General features: G+C 34.1%; 24 protein-coding genes. All 24 read left to right on the top strand.

Features of this window, described 5'->3' with window-relative positions; translation table 11 throughout:
- The first annotated feature begins 4 nt into the window (after positions 1–4).
- The 24 genes from DFQ05_RS03220 (at position 5) to DFQ05_RS03105 (ending at position 25,546) form a co-directional block, all read left to right on the top strand.
- Positions 5–2,845 carry a gluzincin family metallopeptidase gene (locus tag DFQ05_RS03220; RefSeq protein ID WP_132703512.1) on the top strand — a complete coding sequence of 947 codons (2,841 nt, stop codon included), beginning with the start codon at positions 5–7 and terminating at the stop codon, positions 2,843–2,845.
- Positions 2,846–2,998: 153 nt separating this feature from the next.
- Positions 2,999–5,410: an alpha-ketoacid dehydrogenase subunit alpha/beta gene (locus tag DFQ05_RS03215; protein WP_132703510.1), complete on the top strand. Its 2,412-nt coding sequence runs from the start codon at positions 2,999–3,001 to the stop codon at positions 5,408–5,410.
- A gap of 251 nt (positions 5,411–5,661) precedes the next feature.
- On the top strand, positions 5,662–6,516 hold the full coding sequence (gene ppk2, locus DFQ05_RS03210) for a polyphosphate kinase 2 (RefSeq protein WP_073086425.1): 855 nt from the start codon (positions 5,662–5,664) through the stop codon (positions 6,514–6,516).
- 10 nt (positions 6,517–6,526) lie between these two features.
- On the top strand, positions 6,527–7,336 hold the full coding sequence (ppk2, locus tag DFQ05_RS03205; protein ID WP_132703508.1) for a polyphosphate kinase 2: 810 nt from the start codon (positions 6,527–6,529) through the stop codon (positions 7,334–7,336).
- A 222-nt stretch (positions 7,337–7,558) separates the two neighbouring features.
- Entirely contained in the window at positions 7,559–8,302 is a 744-nt protein-coding gene (locus DFQ05_RS03200; protein WP_132703506.1) for a hypothetical protein, read from the top strand.
- Between the two features lie 101 nt (positions 8,303–8,403).
- The gene (locus DFQ05_RS03195) at positions 8,404–9,576 is read left to right on the top strand and encodes a helix-turn-helix domain-containing protein (protein WP_241974199.1); all 1,173 of its coding nucleotides are present in this window, start codon (positions 8,404–8,406) and stop codon (positions 9,574–9,576) included.
- Between the two features lie 119 nt (positions 9,577–9,695).
- Positions 9,696–10,190, top strand: coding sequence for a DoxX family protein (locus tag DFQ05_RS03190; RefSeq protein WP_132703504.1), 495 nt, complete (start codon positions 9,696–9,698; stop codon positions 10,188–10,190).
- Between the two features lie 21 nt (positions 10,191–10,211).
- Positions 10,212–10,697 (top strand): hypothetical protein, encoded by a 486-nt coding sequence (locus DFQ05_RS03185; RefSeq protein ID WP_132703502.1) that lies wholly within the window; start codon positions 10,212–10,214, stop codon positions 10,695–10,697.
- A gap of 12 nt (positions 10,698–10,709) precedes the next feature.
- Entirely contained in the window at positions 10,710–11,093 is a 384-nt protein-coding gene (locus tag DFQ05_RS03180; RefSeq protein ID WP_132703500.1) for a hypothetical protein, read from the top strand.
- Between the two features lie 8 nt (positions 11,094–11,101).
- Positions 11,102–11,995, top strand: a complete 894-nt coding sequence (locus DFQ05_RS03175) for a GIN domain-containing protein (protein ID WP_132703498.1) — start codon at positions 11,102–11,104, stop codon at positions 11,993–11,995.
- 98 nt (positions 11,996–12,093) lie between these two features.
- The gene (locus DFQ05_RS03170; protein WP_338419697.1) at positions 12,094–12,477 is read left to right on the top strand and encodes a DoxX family protein; all 384 of its coding nucleotides are present in this window, start codon (positions 12,094–12,096) and stop codon (positions 12,475–12,477) included.
- Positions 12,478–12,586: 109 nt separating this feature from the next.
- Entirely contained in the window at positions 12,587–13,243 is a 657-nt protein-coding gene (locus DFQ05_RS03165) for a hypothetical protein (protein WP_132703494.1), read from the top strand.
- Positions 13,230–14,291 (top strand): sensor histidine kinase, encoded by a 1,062-nt coding sequence (locus tag DFQ05_RS03160; RefSeq protein WP_132703492.1) that lies wholly within the window; start codon positions 13,230–13,232, stop codon positions 14,289–14,291. Before DFQ05_RS03165 ends, DFQ05_RS03160 begins: the two co-directional genes overlap by 14 nt.
- Positions 14,284–14,973 carry a LytR/AlgR family response regulator transcription factor gene (locus DFQ05_RS03155; protein WP_132703490.1) on the top strand — a complete coding sequence of 230 codons (690 nt, stop codon included), beginning with the start codon at positions 14,284–14,286 and terminating at the stop codon, positions 14,971–14,973. Before DFQ05_RS03160 ends, DFQ05_RS03155 begins: the two co-directional genes overlap by 8 nt.
- A gap of 1 nt (position 14,974) precedes the next feature.
- A complete protein-coding gene (locus DFQ05_RS03150; protein WP_132703488.1) occupies positions 14,975–15,454 on the top strand; it encodes a hypothetical protein in 480 nt (159 codons plus the stop codon).
- A 10-nt stretch (positions 15,455–15,464) separates the two neighbouring features.
- Complete coding sequence (locus DFQ05_RS03145; protein ID WP_132703486.1) at positions 15,465–16,019, top strand: hypothetical protein; 555 nt, start codon at positions 15,465–15,467, stop codon at positions 16,017–16,019.
- Between the two features lie 139 nt (positions 16,020–16,158).
- Positions 16,159–17,241 (top strand): glycine cleavage system aminomethyltransferase GcvT, encoded by a 1,083-nt coding sequence (gene gcvT / locus DFQ05_RS03140; RefSeq protein WP_132703484.1) that lies wholly within the window; start codon positions 16,159–16,161, stop codon positions 17,239–17,241.
- Between the two features lie 27 nt (positions 17,242–17,268).
- Positions 17,269–18,099, top strand: coding sequence for a sugar nucleotide-binding protein (locus tag DFQ05_RS03135; protein ID WP_132703482.1), 831 nt, complete (start codon positions 17,269–17,271; stop codon positions 18,097–18,099).
- Between the two features lie 50 nt (positions 18,100–18,149).
- Entirely contained in the window at positions 18,150–18,440 is a 291-nt protein-coding gene (locus tag DFQ05_RS03130; protein WP_132703480.1) for a 4a-hydroxytetrahydrobiopterin dehydratase, read from the top strand.
- Positions 18,441–18,443: 3 nt separating this feature from the next.
- Positions 18,444–20,495, top strand: coding sequence for a carboxy terminal-processing peptidase (locus DFQ05_RS03125; RefSeq protein ID WP_132703478.1), 2,052 nt, complete (start codon positions 18,444–18,446; stop codon positions 20,493–20,495).
- A 2-nt stretch (positions 20,496–20,497) separates the two neighbouring features.
- Positions 20,498–21,523, top strand: coding sequence for an LIC11966 family surface protein (locus tag DFQ05_RS03120; protein WP_132703476.1), 1,026 nt, complete (start codon positions 20,498–20,500; stop codon positions 21,521–21,523).
- A 48-nt stretch (positions 21,524–21,571) separates the two neighbouring features.
- A complete protein-coding gene (locus DFQ05_RS03115; protein ID WP_132703474.1) occupies positions 21,572–22,318 on the top strand; it encodes a YebC/PmpR family DNA-binding transcriptional regulator in 747 nt (248 codons plus the stop codon).
- 65 nt (positions 22,319–22,383) lie between these two features.
- Positions 22,384–22,848 (top strand): nuclear transport factor 2 family protein, encoded by a 465-nt coding sequence (locus DFQ05_RS03110; RefSeq protein WP_132703472.1) that lies wholly within the window; start codon positions 22,384–22,386, stop codon positions 22,846–22,848.
- Between the two features lie 103 nt (positions 22,849–22,951).
- Positions 22,952–25,546 (top strand): zinc-dependent metalloprotease, encoded by a 2,595-nt coding sequence (locus DFQ05_RS03105; protein ID WP_132703470.1) that lies wholly within the window; start codon positions 22,952–22,954, stop codon positions 25,544–25,546.
- The last annotated feature ends 34 nt before the right edge of the window (positions 25,547–25,580 follow it).

The raw sequence follows: 25,580 nt of genomic DNA, 5'->3' as shown, positions 1-25,580 counted from the left end.
TAATTTGAATAAACTTAGTCTTATAACCTTAGTTGCTTGCTTCTTTATCTTTTTGGGTTTTTCTCAGAATAAGATAGCGTTGAAGGGTACTGTTTATCCAGAAACTAAATCGATTCAAATTAGTCAAACGATTGTTTATAAGAACACATCGAAAGATACGCTAAACACCGTTTATTTAAATAATTGGAATAACAGTTACGCGACCAAATCTACTGCCTTGGCAAAACGATTTGAAGAAGAATTTAGCACTAAGTTTCACTTGGCTAAAAATAGTCAGAGAGGTTTTACAGTAATAACCAAGCTAACCAATGATACAGGGACTAATCTCTATAACGAAAATATAGAAAACCAAATCGATGTCTTAAAAGTGGAGTTAGATGTGCCTCTAAAACCAAACGAAGCATATACACTTCATCTTAATTATACACTTACACTACCCGATGCTTCGTTTACAGATTACGGTTTTACAGAAAATCAAAATTTTGAATTAAAGTACTGGTATCTCACTCCAGCCGTTTACGATGGTGAGTGGCACTACTACAGTAACAAGAATTTAGACGATATGTACATCCCAAAATCGGATGTTTCTATTAAACTAAGTTATCCGAAGTCATATCATTTAACCACAGAATTAAATACTGTTGGCTTAACAACAACAGGCGACACAAAAACAGCTATTTTAGAAGGTAAGGATAGAGTTGACACCTACTTGTCTTTAAACAAGATTACATCGTTTCAGCAAGTTACTACTGATGATTTCACGCTAGTTTCAGATATTTTCGAAAAAGGACTTTCGCCCCAAGACAAGGCTATTATAACCGATAGAGTTACTAAATTTCTAGTAGATAATCTTGGCGATTATCCGCATGACCGCTTATTAGTTAGCCAAATAGACTATAACAAAAACCCACTTTACGGACTTAATCAACTACCTAGTTTCTTAAGACCTTTTAAGAATGATTTTCAGTACGAACTTAAGCTACTAAAAACGGCACTTAATAAATACATTTATAACGTTCATCTGGTAAATCCACGAAAAGACCATTGGTTAAACGATGGTTTAATAATTTACTTTTTAATAAAATATGTCGAAGACTTTTATCCAGATAGTAAACTCTTAGGAACCTTAGCTAATGTATGGGGTATCAGAGCATTTCATTTAGCAGATTTAGATTACAATTTTCAGTATTTCTTATACTCTATGGAAGCTGCCAGAAAAAATAACGACCAACCCATTACGCTGCCTAAAGACGAGTTGACCAAATTTAATGCAAATATTGCTGGACGCTACAAAACGGGTATTGGTTTTAACTATTTAGACGATTATGCCACAGATATCGATTTTAGGAGTTTAGTAAAATCGTATCTAGCAGACCATCAACTAGAAAGTGTAAAAACAGAGGAATTTGAACGCTTCATTACTTCCAAATCTAGTAAAAGTTTAAAGTGGTTTTTTACAGATTACTTAGACACGAGAAAGAAAATAGATTTTAAGTTAACTAAAGTAAGAGCTTCTGAAGATTCAATTCAACTTACTATAAAGAATAAGCGCAATAATAACATGCCTATTTCTTTATTTAGCCTAAGGAATGATTCGGTTGTAAACAAAATATGGATAGATAGTGTTAGCGATACCAAAACCTTAAAAATTCCGAATTACGATACAGAACGCTTGGTGTTAGACTACGACAATGTAGTTCCAGAGTTTAATCAACGCGATAATTACAAATCGACCAATGGCTCTTCGTTTTGGGCAAAACCACTGCAGTTTAGACTGTTTAAAGATGTGGAAGACCCCTATTACAATCAGGTGTTTTTTATGCCATTGGCGGAATTTAAAAACATTTACGACGGATTTACTTTAGGCGCAAAAGTTTACAACAAAACCATTTTAAGAAAACGACTTAATTACAGATTTTCGCCACAATACGCGCTAAACTCAAAATCGCTAACAGGCTCAGGAACTGTATTTTATACCCATAACCTAGAAAATACCAATTTGTTCAATATTACCTATGGTGTAGATGCCAGCTACCAATCCTTTGCCCAGGATGCATTTTTTAGGCGTATTCGCCCAAATATTTCGTTTGGTTTTAGGGATAAAGACGATTTAAGGTCCGATAAGCGTCATGTCATATCGCTTCGTTATGTCGATATTGCCAGAAGTATTGGTCCTGACGCTATTATCGATGAGATTACTGACGAACCTGACTATGGTGTTTTAAACTTACGTTACGTAAAATCTAGTCCTGGACTCATTAACTTTTCACGCTTTTTTGCCGATTTTCAGGTGTCCAGTAAGTTTAGCAAATTCGCTGTGAATTACGAGTTTAGAAAACTCACTAAAAATAACCGAAATGTAAATCTTCGCTTATTTGCAGGTACGTTTTTAACTAATAACAATGACCCCAATTCTAATTTTTTCAGTTTTGCACTAGATAGACCAACGGATTATTTATTCGATTTTAATTATTTAGGACGTTCTGAAGCCGCAGGACTATTTAGCCAGCAAATCATTATTGCCGAAGGTGGTTTTAAATCGCAATTAGACACAGCCTTTGCCAATCAATGGATGGCAACAGCTAATTTTAGTACGTCTATATGGCGTTATATTCAGTTTTACGGAGATGTTGGTTTTCTTAAAAACAAATTTAATAGCGCTAAATTTGTTTACGATTCTGGCATACGCCTTAATTTAGTAGAGGATTATTTCGAAATTTTCTTTCCGCTCTACTCTAACAACGGCTGGGAAATTGGTCAAGACAATTACGACCAAAAAATCCGCTTTATGTTTACCATTGACCCACAAGTACTCTTGGGCTTATTTCGAAGAAAATGGTATTAACATATTCTTACTGAAATGTTAAATTTCGATATTATTTTTAATAATTATCGAAATAACGGTGTTTTACTAAGAATAATTCAAAATTATAACACATTTTCATATTGCTTAACATCGTAAGAAACCTTACTTTTGTAAGACCAAAAATTAATGTACATGAAGCCAAATACCAATACCAAAACTGAGATTACATTTGAAGATTTTAAAGCAGAAGTTTTAAATGATTACAAAACTGTAGTCACCAGTCGTGAGTGTAGCCTTTTAGGCCGTCGCGAGGTATTAACAGGTAAGGCAAAATTTGGAATTTTTGGCGACGGTAAAGAAGTTCCACAAATTGCTTGGGCAAAGGCATTTCAGAACGGTGATTTTCGTTCGGGATATTACCGCGACCAAACCTTTATGATGGCTATTGGCGAATTATCGATTGAACAGTTTTTTGCAGGATTATACGCCAATACCAATTTGGAGGACGAACCAATGTCAGCTGGTCGCCAAATGGGAGGCCATTTTGCCACACATAGTTTAGACGAAAATGGCGAATGGAAAAACCTCACTGAGCAGAAAAACTCAAGTGCGGATATCTCTCCTACCGCTGGACAGATGCCAAGACTATTAGGTCTAGCACAGGCTTCTAAAATATACCGAAATGTAAAAGATATTGATGCTACTAAATTTTCTAAAGAAGGAAACGAAGTGGCCTGGGGAACTATTGGTAACGCTAGTACAAGTGAAGGTCTGTTTTTTGAAACTATAAATGCTGCTGGCGTTTTACAAGTTCCAATGGTGATTAGCATTTGGGATGACGAGTATGGTATTTCTGTGCATGCAAGACACCAAACGACTAAGGAGAATATTTCTGAAATTCTTAAAGGTTTCCAACGTGATGAAAACGGAAATGGTTACGAAATTCTCAGAGTTAATGGATGGAACTATCCTGAATTGATAGACACGTATCAGCGTGCATCTCAAGTGGCGCGAAAAGAACACGTTCCTGTTATGATTCATGTGCAAGAATTAACGCAGCCACAAGGCCACTCAACCTCTGGTTCTCATGAGCGTTACAAAGACGAAGCGCGTTTAGCTTGGGAAGCAGAATACGACTGTAATGCGCAGATGCGCCAATGGATGATTGCCAATAATATTGCCAGCGACGAGGAATTAAAAGCCATCGAAAAAGATATTAAAAAAGCCGTAAGAGACGGCAAAAAAGCCGCTTGGTCTGCATTTATAAACCCTATAAAGGCTGAAAGAGACGAAGCCGTTTCTTTATTAGACCGCGTTGCTAACTCTAGTGCTAACGGTGTGTTTATTACCAAACTTAAAAACGATTTAGAGGCTATAGACGAGCCTATTCGTAAAGATATATTATCGGCAACACGTAAAGCCTTACGCTTTGTGGTTTCTGAAGCTTCTGCCGAAAAGACAGAGCTTCAAAACTGGATAACTACTTATATTAATACAATTCAACCCAAATACAGTTCGCACTTATTAAGCCATTCAAATAAAAAAGCACTTAATCAAACCGAAGTCTTACCAACATACGATGCAAATGCCGAAGAGGTTGATGGTCGTGTGGTATTGCGTGATAATTTCGATGCTATTTTTAGCAATTACCCAGAAGCCTTAATCTTTGGCGAAGACGCTGGGCATATCGGTGACGTTAACCAAGGTTTAGAAGGTTTACAAGCCAAATATGGCGAACTAAGAGTTGCGGATACAGGTATTAGAGAAGCTACCATTTTAGGCTCTGGTATTGGTATGGCCATGCGTGGTTTGCGACCTATTGCAGAAATTCAGTACTTAGATTACATCTTGTATGCGTTACAATTAATGAGTGACGATTTGGCAACTATACATTACCGTACAAAAGGGCGCCAGAAAGCACCACTAATTGTAAGAACACGTGGTCACCGTTTAGAAGGTATCTGGCATTCAGGCTCACAAATGGGAGGCATCCTTAATTTAGTACGTGGTATTCATGTGCTTGTACCAAGAAATATGACCAAAGCTGCAGGATTCTATAATACACTTTTAGAAAGTGACGAGCCTGCTTTAGTTGTAGAATGCTTAAATGGTTACCGTCTTAAAGAAAAAATGCCAAATAACATTGGTAAATTTAAAACGCCTATTGGAGTTGTAGAAACCATTAAAGAAGGTGAAGACATTACTTTAGTCTCTTACGGTTCTACGTTACGTATAGTTGAGCAAGCGGCAAAAGAATTATTAGAAGTAGGCATACATGCCGAAATTATTGATGTACAGTCGCTACTTCCGTTTGATATTAATCACGATATCGTTAAAAGTATTGCTAAAACCAACCGTTTAATGGTAATTGACGAGGATGTTTCTGGCGGTGCTTCGGCTTATATCTTAGACGAAATACTAAACAAACAGAACGCTTACAAACATTTAGACAGCCAACCAAAAACATTAGCTGCCAAACCGCACAGACCTGCTTATGGTACTGATGGCGATTACTTTTCGAAACCATCTGTCGAGGATGTATTTGAAGCCGTTTACGAGGTGATGCACGAGGTGAATCCAACGGATTTCCCTAAGCTGAGATAAGTTTATTTTTTGTATAATATTAAAAGAGGCTGTCTGAAAAGTATAGTATAAGTAAATCTGTCACATTGAGCGGAGTCGAAATGTATTGAAATTCAATCTTTTAATTTTCTCGACTACGCTCGAAATGACAGAAAAAATTACTGTTCAGACAGCCTCTTTTGTTTTTTATAAAGTCATTATGATTTTTATCATATACCAGTATTTCTAATTATAGTAAGTTTAATTCTTATATCACATACTCAACTAAATATATGCTTACAGAAGAACTCTTAAAAACTCTAAAAACAAATACAGATTTAGTTGCATACCTAACAGCAAATAAAGAACATAATCCGATTTATAAATCTGCTCTTGAGAAATTTGAATACGAACAAGAACTACTACCTCTTCAAGCAGAGTTGGTTGAATTTCAGCGTTGGGTTCAGAAAGAAAATAAAAAAATAGCCATCATTTTTGAAGGCAGAGATGCTTCTGGAAAAGGTGGTACAATTAAACGTTTTAAAGAACATTTAAACCCTAGAGCAATGCGGATTGTAGCTTTAAACAAACCTACAGAAGTAGAAAAAAATCAATGGTATTTTAATCGCTACATTAAAGAATTACCAAACGCAGGAGAAATTGTATTTTTTGATCGTAGTTGGTATAATCGCGCTGTTGTTGAGCCTGTCATGGGATTTTGTGACAAAAAACAATATAACCGATTTATGATACAAGTACCAGAGTTTGAAAACATGCTTCATGAATCTGGCACTACAATTATAAAATTTTGGTTTTCCGTATCTAAAGAAGAGCAACAACGGCGTTTTGAAAAACGTTTAAATAATCCATTAAAAAAATGGAAATTTAGTCCTGTAGATGAAAAAGGTCAAGAATTATGGGATGATTTTTCAACTTATAAAAATCAAATGTTTTCTAGGACACATAATTCCTTTTCACCTTGGGTTATTGTAAAATCAAATAACAAAAAACAAGCACGACTTGAGAGTATAAAATATGTTTTAAGTCTTTTTGACTACGATAATAAAGGCAAAAACTGCAAAACAATTTTACCGGACCCAAATGTAGTACAGCGCTATTTTAGAAATACAATTCAATTAGACCGTTAAACCCTTCATCATGATAGAAAAAGATTTAAAAATTATCAATTCAAAAGAGGGATTAGAAGCACTGTTAAGGCTAGATCGATTAGATACTAATAAAGCTATACGCAATGTTAAGTACGAAAAACGCTTGTCTCGTTTGCAAGAAGAAATGCTAATACTTCAGCAATGGGTTGCTAAAAACAATAAAAAAGTTGTTATTCTTTTTGAAGGACGAGATGCAGCCGGAAAAGGTGGAGCCATACGTCGTATAATACAACATCTTCCGCCAAGAGCTATTAGAGTTGTAGCTTTACCTAAACCTAATGAAACTGAGCAAGGACAATGGTATTTTCAACGCTACATCAATAGGCTACCAAACAATGGCGAAATTGTATTCTTTGACCGTAGCTGGTATAACCGTGCTGTAGTAGAACCCGTAAATGAGTTTTGTACCAAAAAAGAGTATGATATTTTTATGAAACAAGTAAACGAGTTTGAACAAATGATTCAAGACTCTGGTATTTATCTACTAAAACTCTACTTTTCTATTACTAAAGCCGAACAAGAACGTCGGTTTAAAGACATTATTAGTTCTCCTATTAAAAAATGGAAATATAGTGCAGTAGACAGACGTGCATTATCTCTTTGGGATGAGTATACAACCTACAAAGAAGCTATGTTTGAAAAGACACAACAATATGCACCTTGGAAAATTATAAAAGCTAATAGAAAGACCAATGCTCGTATTGCTGCATTTGAATATATACTTAAAGAAATACCTTATGAAACTAAAGACTTAGACAGAATACGTCATAAGTCCATGCGTAAATTATTAGAAGATTAAGACATCTTGCTAAAAATCATATAAGAGGCACTAATGAATATGATAAATACACAGCCGAAAATGGAGTTATTACAAAAGTGGTAGCAGAAACAACTCAAGAATAATTACAATCTAATCAAAGGCTTGTAATCGTCAAGACACAGTAAAAATTATGTGTACAGCTCATTTTATTAATCAAGAATCATTTATTAATATTGATAAAAAATAGTAAAGAACAATTTTATGCGCAGAAGGTCAATAAACATTTACAGTCTATTATTTATTACGTTAATACTTCTTAGTTACACAAACAAACTACATGCACAATTCTATATTACGAGTAGAAGTCTAAAAAAAGAACAACCTAGAATTGCTTTTGATTCATTGACCTATACATCTGTTAATAATGAAACAGTATCAGGTTTTGGTTTTGTTAACCCTATAGATGCCAAATCAATTGTATTTGTAAAGGAAAAGCCTAAAGAAAATGTTGTTAAAGGATGGAAAGACATAAAAGTAAAATCTGCAACAATATATACTTCAAAGCTCAAAGACTTATCTTTTAAAATGCTTGACTTAGACCCTAACCTAGATTCTATTCAGAAAAAAAGAATATTATCTACTAATTATGCTATAGACGATACTATACAGGTGTTCTTCTTAAGAAATATAAAAGGTGCTATAGCCAATAGTCTGCGTACGTTATATTATGAAAATAGCAAAGCTCGAATTTTTAAAGATATAAGTTCAAATTATTACGCAACTTCGCAGATAGTTTACTTTCAAAAGAAAGAAAAACCAGTTTATGAAAGCGACACCTATTTTCTAAATTATAATAATCATAAAGCTTTTAAAAAATCTGTAAAACGCTTCTTTAAAACCTGTCCAAAAATTGTTGAAAATGCTCAAAATGGGGATTACTTTCCAAGAAGCGGAAAAGCTTTTAGAAAAATAGCTGATGATTATGAACGTTATTGTGAAAATTGATGGAATTTTTCCTGTAGTTTGCCTTTGAAACAATTTGAGCCGTATTCATTTTTCAATTCTCTCGTAAAATAGATACATTTAGGTTTTAAATCAAGCACAGAATGTTTCCAGATTTTAACCGTTGGAGTTTACCGCTTTTAATTTTGGCTTTGCAAGGCCTTGTTTTTGTGTGTCTTCTATTCGGTAGGTATTTTAAAAAGCGTAACCTTTCAGATTTATTTTTAGGATGCATTCTATTACTTACCTCATACTCTCAGACTTGTTATACTCTAGGATTTATGGGATGGTATGATGCTTTTAGAACTACAAAAATCAATTACTTTCTTATAAATATTGGCATTGCATTAGCGCCATTGATTTACTTGTATGTCAAGTCTGTTACGACTTCAAATTTTAAATTCAAAAAAAGCTATTGGTGGCATTTTGCTTTGGCAATAGCTTTCGTAGTCTACCGATTTTCAATTTACACTTATGATGCGCTGCAACCTGGATTTAGTGGTACGCAGAATGGTGTGCTTAAAATCTCCTTAGATGAGGAATACATTTTAAGCATCATGTCTTACATAGAACCTCCGTTTATGTTGCTGTATTTAGCATTTACGTTTCAACTATTTTATAGCTACCGTAAAAAGATTATGCAGTATTTTTCAAATACGTATAAGCTAGAACTTAATTGGATTTTAACTTTCTTAATACTCTTTAGCACGCTATTTCTTTACGGTACCGTTCAAGATATTATCGGTTCTCGTTTTATGGAATTGGGATATCAAGAACGTTGGTGGCTCAACTTATTGGCTGCTTTGGTGACCTTATTTGTTGGTATTAAAGGTTACTTTACAGACACCACAAAACTGAATAAATTAGACTTTAGCTTCTCTCCAAAGACTATTGGAATTCCAGAAGAAAGAGATAACATAGAGCATAAATCTGTTTCTGAAGACGATATTGCTACGGTGAATCATTTAATGGTAGAACAAAAAGCCTATTTAAATCCTGAGCTTAATTTATCAGACTTAGCCAAAATGGCGAACATGACTAGAGGACAACTTTCCGAAACTATAAATTCGGGCTACAACAAAAACTTCAACGATTTTGTAAATGGCTACCGTGTTGAAGCGTTTAAAACTATGCTGAAAGAAAATAAACAACAACAATTATCCTTACTTGGTATTGCCCAAGAATGTGGTTTTAATAGCAAGGCTACTTTCAATAGAGTATTTAAAAAGCTAACGAGCTTCTCTCCTACCGAATATTTAAAAACACAACTAAAATAAGACGTCTCAAATCGTATTTAGGACGTTCTAGTACGCTTTAAGTCGTTCACGGAGCGTTTGTGTCGCAAATTTGTGTCATCAATCTCGCTGATGTATGTCAGCTTTAAAACACAAATACGATGACACGCTTAAAATCTCTCCTCAAATTTTTAATTAAACCTACTGTTCAGAAAAACTGGTTTTCAGATTTAGTCTTCTTTATCATCAGATTTGGATGCGGAATTGGACTCTCTATTGGTTTTGGTGCCGATAAATTTGGTGTGCCATGGACGCCAGATAGTCAAAATCTCAACTTATTCGAAGTTGCTGCCTGGTTCCCAGAAGATGTTAAAGCTTACGGCGGCATATTTGCTATGTTCCCCATCTTTTTTGCTTGGATGGGCGCTTTTAGCGAAGCTGTAGGCGGAATTCTATTGGCTTTGGGTATTGGCACGCGTATCTCTTCTTTCTTAATTATGTGTACCATGCTCGTTGCTATTTTTCTACAAAAATGGAATGGACCTGCTTGGAATATGCTACCTGCAATGGGCTTTTTATGGGTTGCTATTTACAACTTAACATTGGGTTCAGGACGCTTTGGACTTGACTTTCTTATCAGTAAAAAATTAAAATAATCATTTAAAAAACAACATAGTATGAAAACTCTATTAACAACATTCGCTTTACTGTTCACAGTAATAACTATTAACGCACAAGACACCATTTCACTTTCAGATTTTGAAAGTATGAACAATACCAGTTGGGAAGGCACTTTAACTTACAAAGACTACCAATCTGGCAAACAAGAAACTGTAGATGCTACTATGCAGTTTAAGATTGAAGGTGACAAGTTAATCTCCAACGTACAATACACTTACGAGCCAAGCAAAAACCACAAAGGCTCTGTGAAAATCAAAAAAAACGGCACCTATTTTGGCAATGAGAAAGTGCTAAGTTTTAAAGAAGAAAACGGAACAAAAACTCTAGTGACCACCTACCAAAGTAGAGATAATGGTAAAAAGGCCGATATGTTTATCACGCATACTTTAACGGATTCAACATATACTGTGACAAAAGAAGTCTCATATCTAGACAGTGATGAAAAATTTGTAAGAAACACTTACAGTTACACTAAACTTTAAAATAAAGAACTTATGAAAAATTATAAATCACTTTTAGTTCTAATCGCAATCTTATTTATAACAAGTTGCGTACAAGAAACACATCTCAAAACCATCACATTTAAAGTAGATATGAGAGGTTTAGATAATATTACTAATCCAGGCGTGAGAGGTCAGTTTACAAGTCCGGCTTGGAAAGCGTTAGTTCCGCTTACAGATGAAAACAATGACAGTATTTATGAAGCTAAAGTAGAATTTCAAGCGGCGCAATACGATATCAAATTCAAATTTGTAAATAATGACGAATACGAATTACAAAATCAGCCAAACCGTTCGATAAAATTTGAATATGAGCCTGAAAACTTCACTTATGAAGCAACTATCAATAATCCTAAAGCAAAAACCACAAAAAAATAATTCGTAATATGAAAAAGTTAAGCTTATTGCTAATGTTTGTAGGATTTGCAGGTCTAGCACAAATAAAAGGAAACAAAAATGTAGAAACACGAGCATTTCCGTTTGAAAATGTTGAAACTATAAAAATAGATTTATACGCCAATATTACCATTGATAATTCCGCGAGCGAAAGCTTGGAAATCACGGCAGACTCTAACCTATTTAAATATATTGATACAGAAATTGTAGATGGCACCATTCACTTTAGTCAGCTAAAATGGATTGCACCTACTCAAAAGATTATCATCAAAATTGGTGCGCCCAACCTAAAGCGCGTGGTGCACGATACGCACGACAAAACCATAATTACCAATGTAAACAATGCTATTTTAAGAGTTAATGCCAATATTGGCAAGGTAATTATAGAAGGAAAAACAAAAGAGCTACGTTTGGGCACAGAAATAGGTCAAATAGACGCATCAAACATAGAGGCAGAAAAGGTTTTCTTAAACCTTTGGGATTCTGGGACTATAAAAGTCAACCCAACCAAATATTTATGGGCAGATGTTTCAAACGATGGAAAATTACTTTATACACAACTTCCAAAAGACAATAAAATAAAAACGAAGTCTGGCGGCATGGTAGAATCGTCTTCAAATTACAAGATGAAAAAAGAAGATATAAAGTGGATATCTTTTAAAATAAAAAACAATTCGTCTAACAGAAATCAATTTATCGTTAAAGGACCAAAAGCAGACGGTAGTTATTTTTGTTATGGTTTCCCTATGATGCCCAACTCTAAACGTAAAGAAAAATGGTCGGTAGGCACAAAAGTTTACAAACAAAACGCATTGGGCTTTAAAAAACTATTAGTGATTATTATGCCAGAAGACGAAGGTAAAGTCGTCAATCTATTTGAATAGACGTAATTGTAGAACACATGTTTTAAAAACTTCAAAATTTGAAGGTTTAATATTTCTGTCTATATTTAGACGATAACTAATTAATAAAACCCATTATTTTGAAAACAAACTACAACGACCTAGCGTTATTTATCCATAGAGTTGGATTCTCAGCACTAATGCTAATAAATCATGGTATTCCAAAACTCGATAAACTAAGCGGACCAATAGAGTTTGCAGACCCACTAGGTATTGGTGCAACGGCATCGTTAATCCTTTGTCTTGTTGGCGAAGTATTAGCACCAGTACTAATTATTTTTGGCATAAAAACTAAGTTTGCTGCAATTCCGGCGGCTATTACAATGGCCGTCGCAGCATTTATTGTTCACGGTAGCGACCCATTAGCACGTAAAGAAATGGCATTATTATATTTAATTGCTTTTGTGATTATCTTTTTGGCTGGTCCAGGAAAATTCTCTATAGACGGAAGAAAGGGACGCTAGAACTTATAATTTCAAAGTGTTTGACATGAGTTGCAACGTGTTTGTCGAAAAACGTTGCAACTCATTGTCTTTTATAAGAGTTTAGCTGAAACTTTTAAAATCAAAAATTATGAAAACGAGATTAGTATTAGTGAGTTTATGTGTTTTGCTATTTAGCTCTTGTATTGTAAAATCTATTCAGCCGTTTTATACAAAATCAAGCATAAATTATTCTGGAAAGCTTGTAGGCAATTGGACAGATAATAAAAACGGACAATGGGATATTCGCTCGTTTAAAGACGAATGGGAAAAAGAAACAGACCCAAATACAACGTTATCTAAAGAATCGAAAGAGGCTTTTGAACGCTTTAAAGATGGGTATTACATTAAGTATAAAAAGAAAGATACTGAAGCCTCGTTTATCGCCATGCCCTTTATGGTAAATAAACACCTTTTTATAGACCTTACACCTTTTGAATACGATAGTGATGATTTAAATAAATTAGTTGCGCAGCACCTATTAAAAACCCATTCTACCGCTTTTGTAGATATCACAAATGAAGGCTTTACTTTAAAATGGTTATCAGAAAAGGCAGTCAATAAACTGATAACTGAAAAACGATTACGCATTAAGCACGAAAGAACTGGTATCGACGAAGATTTGGTCTTAACTGCCTCAAGTGATGAACTGCATAATTTTCTAAAGAAATTTATGGTCTCAGATTTTGAAGATAAATGGGATAATGATGATATTAGAAGATTAAAGCCAAACAATGCAAAGCCTTAATATTAAAACCATATTACAACGCAGCAATTACCACAGACCGCTATTATTTAATGGCATTCTGTGGTTTTTGGCATTTCTTATTTTACTCTTTATTTTTTCAAAAGGAAAAACTCCAATTACTGCAGATTATATATACACATTAGGCTTTTTAGTCGTGGTAATAGTTCCTGTTTCCATCAACTTTTACATACTAATACCCAAGTTTTTAAAACAAGAACGCTATGCCATATATATCCTCCTTTTTATTCTGAATTTTGGTGTGTTTTCATTTCTAAACGCACAGTTTTTTAATTCAATTCTAGATATTTTATTTTCTAAATATTTCTTTATCTCCTATTTGTCTAAAACCAATATTTACTTAACCTATGGCATTGTTTTAATTGCAACAACGCTCCTTAAATTGGCTGAAGACTGGTTGTATTACAACACCAATGAGAACAAGCTATTAAAACTTCAAAATCAGCAAATACAAACACAATTATCAGCCTTACGAGCTCAGATAAATCCGCATTTTTTATTCAATTCACTAAATGTTATTTACGCCATGGCATTAGAAAAAAAGGAGAATATAAAAACTGCTATTGTAGAACTTTCGGACATTCTACGTTACATTATTTACGATTCGGACACAGAGCGTGTTTCACTTAAAGACGAATTAGAATTACTGCACAACTATATTTCGTTTCAAAAATATCGTGGACACTCAGAAAATACGGTTGATGTCATTGTAGATATCGAAGATGAGACCTTCAAAATATATCCTATGCTTTTGTTACCACTTTTAGAAAACGCGTATAAATACGGATTTTCTGAAGATAATACCTTAGACAAAATTAAGATAGAGTTTATTCAAAAAAGTGATGATTTTATGTTTAGAATCGAAAATTCAAATGGAAATAATCAACAGAGTATAGACGACAACTATTCTGGCGTGGGCTTAGAAAATTTGAAGAATAATCTAAATTTGGTCTATCCAAATAGGCATAATCTTAATATCGAAAACACAGCGCAAACCTTTATAGTCACTCTGAATCTAAAGAATGAATAACCAAAACCGCATAACCTGTATTATTGTTGATGACGAATTATCGTCTCAAAAAGTGTTGCAGCATTTTGTTTCAGAAACCGAAGTTTTAGAGCTTAAACAAACTTGCAGTAATGCTGCGGAAGCCTTTAAATATCTACAACTCAATTCGGCAGTGGACTTGTTATTTTTAGATATTAATATGCCAAAACAAACTGGATTGGATTTTTATAAAAGTTTACAGCATCCGCCAGCTGTAATTTTCACAACCGCTTATCCGCAATATGCTGTAGAGGGTTTTGAGGTCAATGCTACCGACTATCTTTTAAAACCAATTGCTTACGAACGATTTTTAACGGCGATTAATAAAGTTCTGAATGAAAAAGCACTTCAGCCAAAACAAGATTTCTTGATTCTAAAAGAAAATAAAGCACTGCATAAAGTCTTCTTTTCAGACATTGCTGTTATTGAAGCCTTTGGAGATTATGTAAAAGTGCATTTGGCAGACAAAACGATAGTAACGCACAGTACATTTTCTGGTTTTATTGAGCAATTACCAACTCATTTCATCAGAGTTCACAAATCGTTTAGTATTAATTTGAATAAAATGGAGCAACTTTCGGGAAATCAAATTCAGATTTCTGGACATAAAATTCCTATAGGACAAACCTACAAATCAAAAGTTTTAAAAGCCTTAGATTTGTAATATGAAGGCTGAGTCTATAGTTACCATAAAAAAGGAATTACAACATCTTCCTAAAGAAGAATTATTACAATTATGCTTACGACTAGGGCGATTTAAGAAAGAAAACAAGGAACTGCTTACCTATTTACTCTTTCAGGCTCACGATGAAGAAGGTTATATAGAGAGTATTAAAGAAACCCTAGACGCGCAATTTGAAAGTATGAATACGGACAGTTATTTCTACATGAAAAAAACCATCCGAAAAATTCTGCGCCAGATAAAAACCTTTAGTCGTTACAGCCTTACCAAAACGACGGAAGTTGAACTTCTACTCTACTTTTGCGAACGTCTTAATCGGTTAAAACCTAACATTCATCGTAACCGAACCCTTGATAATTTGTACCAACGGCAAATCAACGCTGTTGAGAAAAAGATTTCGACATTTCATGAAGATTTGCAGTATGATTATCAAGTATCATTAAACCAATTACGAATTAACTAGGGTTAAAAAAATGAGAGAAATAAAAATTATATTCTTTGCAATAGGTACATTTTTCGGAATAGAAAATAGCAGTATTTTTTCAGTAACTACAACCGTAAATATTGACACAAAGCAACGCATAATTTCAATTACACAGGAGAACTTATTCGCCTTAAGTCGAAGTGCTGAAGACAGTATTAATATTTATAATCAATTACTTAAAATTGGTCGTCCAAAAGATGAAGTGCCATCTTGGCGTGATGAGTTTAAAGATTATGAATTTAAAACTATTGAATTAATAAGCGATAAAAATAATAATCAACTTAATGCTAAAATTCAATTAAAGTATAATCATCAAAAACAACTCGAAGACTATGCTATTGATTATGTATCCGATAGCAATGAGTACGCACTTATTAATATTGACTCTTGGAATATTAGCACAGAAAAAGGAAGTTTAAAAGAAAATTTCTGGTATTTTGATAGTGATATTTCATTTACTCTTTCACCGACCAAGACTATGCCAGAGGCATATAAGATTCATAAAACAAGTCTTTATAATTATTGGGAAAAAATAAAACAATGAATATAAAATTTGAATCTTAGACATTTTTCTTTTTTAAATTAAAAATTAGCAGGATTTACAAAAAATAAATCTATTTTACAGGCCATACATTCGTCCAAAAAATCCTTAATTTAGCGTTTCAAAATTTGAAACGTAAATCATGAAAAATACTGCATTAACAGATACTCATATAGCTTTAGGTGCAAAGATGGTGCCTTTTGCAGGCTACAATATGCCTGTACAATACGAAGGTGTAAACATAGAACACGAAACCGTTAGAAATGCGGTTGGCGTATTTGATGTATCTCACATGGGAGAATTTTTAATCGAAGGACCAAACGCCCTAGATTTAATCCAAAAAGTATCTAGTAATGATGCGTCAAAATTAGAAGTCGGTAAAGCACAGTACAGTTGCTTACCAAATGATGATGGCGGAATTGTTGACGATTTAATTATCTACAAGATTAAAGAGGAAACTTACCTCCTAGTTGTTAACGCTAGTAATATAGAAAAAGATTGGAACTGGATTTCATCAAAAAACGATGTCGGTGCCGAAATGCGTGACTTAAGCGAGGATTATTCATTACTTGCCATTCAAGGCCCAAAAGCTGTTGAGGCCATGCAATCTCTATCTAGTCATAATTTATCAGAAATCAATTTCTACAATTTCGTCGTTGGTGATTTTGCAGGAATAGAACACGTAATCATTTCGGCTACAGGTTACACTGGTAGTGGCGGATTTGAGATTTATTGCAAAAACTCTGAAGTGAAACAGATTTGGGATAAAGTGCTTGAAGCTGGAGCCGATTTTGGCATTAAACCCATCGGATTAGCAGCGAGAGATACACTACGTTTAGAAATGGGATACTGTCTTTATGGTAACGATATCGATGATACGACTTCACCTATTGAAGCGGGATTGAGCTGGGTTTGCAAATTCAATAAAGAGTTTACAAATAGTGAAGCACTACAAGCCGAAAAAGAGCGTAAACCAGAAAACAGACTCGTAGGCTTTAAAATGGACGAGCGTGGTATTCCACGTAACGGCTATGATATTGTCGATAGCTCAGGAAAAACTATTGGACGTGTAACGTCTGGAACCATGAGTCCAAGTTTAGGTATTGGTATAGGTCTTGGTTATGTACCGCGCGTTTTTGCTTCGGCGGATAGTAAAATTAACATCCAAGTCCGTAAAAAAGCAATTCCTGCTACTGTGGTAAAATTACCATTTTATAAAGGCTAAATTTCTGTTCTTAGCGTTGTAAGATTAATGAAGAAGATAGAAAAGAAATATAGAATCTTGGTTCTTGGTGCTAGTGGTTACTTGGGCAATGCTATTTATAAAGAACTTTGTGTTTACTTTAATACCTACGGCACTTATTTTACACCAAAAAGGGAATTCGAGAGGAATAAACATTTTTTTCAATATAACATTGAAGAAGATGACATCTACGACATTTTAGAAGCCACAAAACCAGATATCATCGTTTCGGCTTTACGTGGCGATTTTCATGCACAGACTATAGCGCATGCACATCTTGCCGAATATGCTTTAGAATACGGCTCAAAAATAATATTTCTATCATCTGCCAATGCATTTGACGCATACAGCAAATATCCAAGTTACGAGACAGACAAAACCCTAAGCCATAGTATTTATGGGCATTTTAAAATAAAAATTGAAAATATGCTAATGCGTATGCCAAAACGGCAATACGCCATATTACGCCTGCCAATGGTTTTTGGCACTAATTGTCCTAGAATACAAGAGATAAGACAATTGATTTCGGATAAAGCATCTGTAGAGTTGTTTCCTAACTTAATAATGAATGTGACACTCGATAAAAAAGTGACACAGCAAATTCATTATATCATTAACCGAAAAAAATCTGGAGTCTTTCACTTAGGAAGTGTTGATTTGGTACATCACGACGAATTTGTTAAAGAATTAGTAGCCAGCATATTCCCCACTAAAGTCTCTTTTAAAAACGTCTACACAACCAATGACGACCGTTATTTGGCGGTGTTACCAAAGTATAATTTATTACCTAAACACCTTCAAATAACAAGTGAAACCGTTTTAGAAGAACTTCAGAAATAGTTTGTAAAAACAACAATATGTATTACATTTCAGTCTAAAATTACTGTGCTATGAAATTAGACGAATCAACTATAGAAAAACGATTACTTCATTTACCAGAATGGGACTACTACGATGATGCCATCCATGCAGAGTTTGAGTTTGAAAACTTTAAAGATTGCTTTAGCGCCATGAGCCGTATTGCATTTGAGTGCGAAGCGCTTAACCATCATCCAGACTGGTCTAACGTTTATAATGTTTTAAAAATATCACTATCCACTCATGATGCAGGCGGCGTTACCGATAAAGATTTTAAATTAGCGCAGGCTATAGAAAATATTGTTGTGCCTGAAGACGAATAAACTTTGCATAAAATTTTAAAATTTCTAGTTTTTATTATTGGTTTAGTAAGTACAAACTTAAACAGCCAAAGTAATTCAATCTGTAATAAAGTTGAAGCTGTTTCAAAACTTGTAAATACGTTTCATTACAATCCAAAACCTTTAAACGACAGTCTTTCTGTTGGAATCTATAATTTATTTATAGAATCCTTAGACCAAAAAAAACGACTGTTTAAACAATCTGATACCGCAGCTTTTAATTCTGACGCTTATAAAATTGATGATTATATTTCTAAGAAAAAATGTGGTTTTTTAGATAAATATACAAACACAATTCAGGCTAGAATAAGTGATTCTAAAACCTATCTCGAAGGCTTAAAAGATGCGAATTTAGATTATACAGGCAAAGACAGCCTTTATTTTAATGGCGGAAAGGTGACGCGCTATTTTAAGGACGATAATGCCGTGAAGCGGTTCTGGAATAAACGTGTCCGCTACGAACTTATCTATAGGCTTTTAGAACATGATTCGGTTTTACAGAATCTAAAAGAAAATTTTAATACCCTGGAAAAACAGTTTAGACCAGAAATTATCGAAAAAGAGATTTGCTTCCTTAACGAGATTGAAAATAGAAATGGTGGTGTAAAAAAAATGGTCGAAGAGGCATTTCTTAATGCTTATTTGCAGTACCAAGACCCCAATTCATCCTACTTTAATCCTTCGGATAAATCCTTGTTCGAGCAAGGCGTATCTAACAGTCAACGTTCTTTTGGGATAACGACATTTAAGGACGATAATGGTCAGATTGTAATAGGCACTATAGCTTCAGGAAGTCCCGCGTTTAAAAGTGGTGGTTTTGATGTTAGAGATGAAATAATCTCTTTAAAATCAGAAGTTTCAGAACTAAAAACAGATTGTATTTCTAATGATGATATCATTGCTTTTTTAAATGATGAAACTATAGATAAAATAGACTTCAAAATAAAAAAGAAATCTGGCGCCATAAAAACAATAGCACTTACCAAAGAAGAGCTTAAGGTAGAAGAAAATACAGTAAATGGTTATGTTATTGGTGGCGATAAGCCTTTGGGTTATATCAAAATTTCTAGTTTTTATACAGATTTAGAGACGTTCGATGGCTTAGGTCTTACCAATGATGTGGCTAAGCAGCTTTACCTTTTGCAAAGAGAAGGTATCGAAGGGTTAATTATCGATTTAAGGTCTAATGGCGGAGGCTCGATGAAAGAGGCTTCGGAATTATCGGGAATGTTTATAGACCGCGGTCCTGTAGCTATTACAAAAGACAGGTTGGATGGTTTGTATACCGTTAGAGACCCAAATCGTGGTATGGCGTTTTACAAACCAATCGTTATTTTAGTGGACCATTTTAGTGCATCTGCTTCAGAATTTTTTGCAGCGGCAATGCAAGATTACAAAAGAGCAATTGTTATAGGTAGCAAGACCCATGGCAAAGCAACTTCGCAACAAATAATTCCTTTAGGTATAGATAAAGATTTAGGCTTTTGCAGACTAACAATCCAACAATTTTTTAGAGTTACAGGAAAGAGTCATCAAATAGAAGGTGTAGAACCAGATGTAGAAATGCCCGATTTTTATGATGATTTTGAAACAGAGGAGCGTTTTTATAAATATGCTTTAGAAAATGAAACTGTAGAAACAACCTTACCCTTCAAGCCTTTGAAACTTTATAATCTTGAAACTATAAAAGCTAAAAGCACTGACAGAATTTCTAAGAATAGTGCTTTTAAAGAAATTAAATCTATCAACAGAAATATGCTCACCAACGTAATTAATCGTAAAGCAACAGTGCCGTTAACTTTAGATGGTATTTATAAGGATGCTGACAATTTTAAACAAGTCTGGTTAGCGTATTCTAATTTTAACAACAGCCAGAAGCAGTATCTAGACTTTAAAAACACGTCTTCAACTAAAGAACGGTTAGCGTATAACCAAATAGAAGAAGAATTAAATAGGCAACTACTACAATCACTTTCAAAAGACCTATATATCTATGAAGCAGTTAATGTGCTTCAAGACATACTTAATCAAAATTAATCATGAGAAAAATTACCTTTATTTTACTATTAATCAGTGTTTCATTTGTTTCTGCTCAATCCTTTGATTCTGCAAATGCTTACCTAGATTTTGTGGGCGAACATCAAGAAAACATTACCCAAAAGATGTGGCAATACACCAAGGCAGTTGCGCATGGCAAAAGTGATAGAGCGGTAGAAAATAAAAGAAAATCATTGGTAAAAACTATCGATAGAGCCATGGGCAAAATAGATAAAGCAAATGGGTATGATGGTGATACTTTTAAGACCCAATTACTAGAAAAACTTCAGTTTAACAAAGACTTACTAAATGACGATTATGCTAAAATCATAGATATGAAAGCCGTGGCAGAGCAGTCCTATGATGCTATGGAAGCCTATATGTTGGCACAAGAATTGGCTGATAAAAAGTTAGAGGAGATTCAGAAAACTTACGAAACTAACCTTTACACATTTGCAAATAAGCACAACATTCAAATAATAGAATCTGAAACAGATTTAAGTAAAAAGATGAAAATCTCTAATACTGTTTTTAAGTATTACAAAGAGCTATATCTTATTTATTTTAAGGTTTTTATTAACGAAGTTTACCTAATGGATGCCTTAAACAAAGGTGATGTAGCTGGCATACAACAAAATGCAAATGCCTTAAGCGAGAGCGCAAAAGAAGGACTTTCTATATTAAAAGACATAGAGCCATATAATCAAGATACTTCAATTATAGACGCTACAAAAAAGACTTTCGAGTTTTTTAAAGATGAAGCAGAAATTAATATTCCTAAAATCACAGATTTTTTAATCTTAAATGAAAATTTTGAAAAGATTAAAGCCACATTAGAAAAAACACCCGAGCGAAAACGTACAAAAAAACAAATTGACGACTATAACAATAAAGTGAACGAAATGAATAAAGGTGTAAAAACCTACAACGACACTAACGCAAAGTTAAATAAGAAAAGAGCCGAGGTAATAAATAACCTAAACACTGTTAATCAAAACTTTTTAAGTCGTCATATTCCTAATGACTAAAAAAAGAAGATAATTATTTAAATTTGGCATCATAAAAATTTAGAAACTATGGGAAGAGCTTTCGAATTTAGAAAAGCACGAAAAATGAAGCGCTGGTCAGCAATGAGTAAAGCCTTTACGCGTATTGGTAAAGATATTGTAATGGCTGTAAAAGAAGGTGGACCAGACCCAGATAGCAATAGTAGACTTAGAGCAGTAATACAAAATGCAAAGTCTGTTAACATGCCTAAAGACAATATAGAACGTGCTATAAAAAGGGCATCCGATAAAAGTCAAGGCGACTACAAAGAAGTAATATTCGAAGGTTATGCTCCTCACGGCATCGCCATTTTAGTAGAAACCGCCACAGATAATAATACCAGAACCGTGGCTAATGTAAGAAGTTATTTTAATAAGTGCGATGGTAGCTTAGGCACCTCAGGTTCTGTAGTTTTTATGTTTGACCATACGTGTAATTTTAAAATTAAAGGTGAAGAGCTTGATTTAGAAGAACTAGAACTAGAACTGATTGATTTTGGTGTAGAAGAAATATTTGAAGACACCGATGAAGACGACGATGGAAACGAAGTGAAGAGTGTAATGATTTACGCACCTTTCGAAAGCTTCGGTAAAATTCAGTCTTATTTAGAAGAAAATAATATTGAAATCCTTTCCTCTGGTTTTGAGCGTATCCCACAAGTCACAAAGCAGTTGACACCAGAACAAATTGCAGATGTAGAGAAGCTTTTAGAAAAGATTGAAGAAGATGATGACGTACAAAACGTGTATCATACTATGGCAGAATCTGTAGAATAAATCGATTAATGATTTATCTTCATTATCAAGCCTTTATTAAAAAAAGGCTTTTTTTATATTGAAATATGATTGATTTAATAGAGAAATTTTACGATGCTTTTCAGAAGCTGGATTCAGAAGCTATGACGAGTTGTTATCATCAAGAGGTAGTTTTTAAAGACCCAGCTTTTGGTGTTGTAAAAGGCAAAGATGCTAAGAATGTGTGGCGCATGTTATGCGCTTCCCAAAAAGGTAAAGATTTTAAAGTTAAATTTTATGATATAAATATTTATGACGATAAAGTGTTTGCAACGTGGGAAGCAGACTATATTTTTAGTAAAACAGGACGTGAAGTTCATAATAAAATTTCTGCAGAATTTGAGTTTAAGGATGGCTTAATTATAAGACATACAGATAGGTTTAATTTGCATAAATGGGCAACACAAGCATTTGGATTTAAAGGATGGCTTTTGGGTGGCACATCATTTTTCAAAAGAAAACTTCAAAAACAGACTAACGCATTACTAGACAAGTTTGAAAAAAAGCACTAATCTTTTAACACTCGTTAACTTATAGCAAAACTCATATTTTATATCTTGTTGAACTATTCTTCTAAGGAATACATCTATTTACCACTAAACCAAATTATTAATTATGAAAATGACATCAATCAAAGCCATAAAACTTATGACTATGGCTCTACTTTTGTGTGCTTTTATAATGCCGCAAAATTCTTTTGCACAACGCAAGAAAAAAAGAAAAAATGATAAGACTGAAGCAGCTGCTCCTACTCCTCCTAAGAAAAAAGAAAAATCAATCAAAGACTTAACTAAGTCCAGTAAAAAGATTGAAGGTCTTTTTACCATTTATCAAGATACAATCACTGGCACTATGCATATGATTGTAAAAGAAGACCAAATTGGCAAAGAATATATTTATTTTAGTCAAGTTTCTAACGGTAGTACAGATGCAGGTTTATACCGTGGTGCATATGGTGGCTCAAAGGTTTTTAAAGTGAATAAGAACTTTAATAAACTAGAGTTTGAAGGACAAAACACCTCGTTTTACTTCGATGAAAATAATGCCATATCACGTTCAAAAGATGCAAATGTTACAAACGGAAAAATGGCTTCTATTAAAGTGGAAGTATATGACAAGGAAACCGGAGAGTATCTTATAAAAGCCGATGATATTTTCTTAAAAGAGACATTAAGACAATTAAAACGTCCACGTTTTCCTGGCCAATCACCTTTTGCTTTTTCACTAGGAAACCTTGACAAAAATAAAACTACTGTAAAAGCTATAAATAATTATGAAGACAATACCAACTTAGAAGTTGAATATGTGTATTCTAATCCATCAGTTTTAAACGGTGGTTCTGCAGCTATCGCGGATGGAAGAAATGTTAGTGTACAAGTATTTCACAGTTTTATTGCCATGCCTGATAATGATTACGAAATACGTTTAGATGACCCAAGAGTTGGTTATTTTACCACGCAGGTTGAAGACCAAACTGCGACAAATTCTACTCCTTACAGAGATTTAGTCCACCGTTGGAATCTTAAAAAGAAAGACCCAAATGCTGCGATTTCTGAGCCCGTAAAACCAATTACATGGTGGATGGAAAATTCTACACCTGTAGAATGGAGAGAAACTATAAAGCAAGGGGTTTTAGAGTGGAACAAAGCTTTTGAAAAAGCTGGTTTTAAAAACGCTATGGTGGTAAAAATGCAACCAGATGATGCAACCTGGGATGCTGGGGATATCAATTATAACGTATTACGCTGGACATCTTCTCCAAATCCTCCTTTTGGTGGTTATGGACCAAGTTTTGTAAATCCTAAAACAGGTGAGATTATGGGTGCAGATATAATGTTAGAGTATGTTCACTTTACTAATAGAGTAATGTACGATAAGCTATTTGATTTGTCTGCCAAGCCACAAGCTTTTGACCCTTCAGAATTCTTAAGAGAGAATATAGTGTTCTGTTCAATGGGACATTTGATGCATGAAAACACCATGTTTGGTCAAGCTGTTTTAGAAGTTGCTGGAGCTGATGATTTAGAAATGGCGCGCATGAAAAAAGAAGCCATGTTAGCTTTAATTATGCATGAGGTTGGACATACCCTTGGCCTTAATCATAATATGAAAGCTAGTCAATTATTCTCACCAGAACAATTAGCAGATGCAGATTTTATAGAGGGTAAATGCCTTACAGGTTCTGTAATGGATTATGCAGGTATTAACTTAACATTAGACAGAAGCAAGCAAGGTCAATATTACGACACCTCTGTAGGACCATATGATGTTTGGGCAATTCAGTTTGGGTATACACCTTTTAAAACTGGAGCCGAAAAAGAAGCACTTTTAAGTCAGTCTACTAAACCAGAACTTATTTTTGGAAATGATGCAGATGATATGCGTGCTCCAGGAAAAGCTATTGACCCACGTGTAATGATTGGTGATTTATCTAATGACCAAATTGGATATTCTATTGACAGATTTAAACTTGTTGACCAAATGATGGGTAACATTAAGACTAAGTTTGCAAAGCGAGGAGAATCTTTCCAAGAAATGCGTCGTGCCTATTATATTCTTAGCGGGCAACGCGCTACAGCTGGTAATGTTATTTCAAGATTTATTGGTGGTGTTTATGTAGACCGTGCTATGGTAGGACAACCTGGAGCTGCTAAGCCATACACGCCTGTGAGTTTAGAAGACCAGAAACGTGCAATGGACGCCCTTAAAACTTATGTTTTTGCGCCAGATGCATTTGATGCACCTAACGATTTGTATAACTATTTAGCCATGCAACGTAGAGGTTACAACTTCTTTGGTGGACCAGAAGACCCAAAAATTCACAATCAAGTATTAAACTATCAAAGAGGCGTTTTAATTCATATTCTTCACCCAAATACTTTGCAACGTATTACTGACAGTGAGTTATATGGAAATAAGTATAAGTTATCTAGTTTTATGACGGACTTAAATAACGCTATTTTTAAAGCTGATATCTATGGAAATGTAAATTCTTTCAGACAGAATTTACAATTAGAATACACTAACATGCTTATAGATATGCTTACGGGTAAACAAAGTGGTAGATTTACAAATAATGCAAAATCTATGGCGCTTTATAACTTAAAAAATATTAGAACATTGGCAGCTCCTACAGGTGATGTATCATCTAAGGCGCATAAACAACATTTAAGAACGCTTATTGATAATGCTTTGAAAGAAGTTAAATAAAAGTTCAAAACTACGTATTGAAAAAAGGCTATCA

Source organism: Winogradskyella wandonensis (assembly GCF_004346845.1).
Classification (GTDB): Bacteria; Bacteroidota; Bacteroidia; order Flavobacteriales; family Flavobacteriaceae; genus Winogradskyella; species Winogradskyella wandonensis.
Note: the sequence above shows the minus strand (reverse complement) of the source record. Positions and strands in the feature narration are given on the sequence as shown.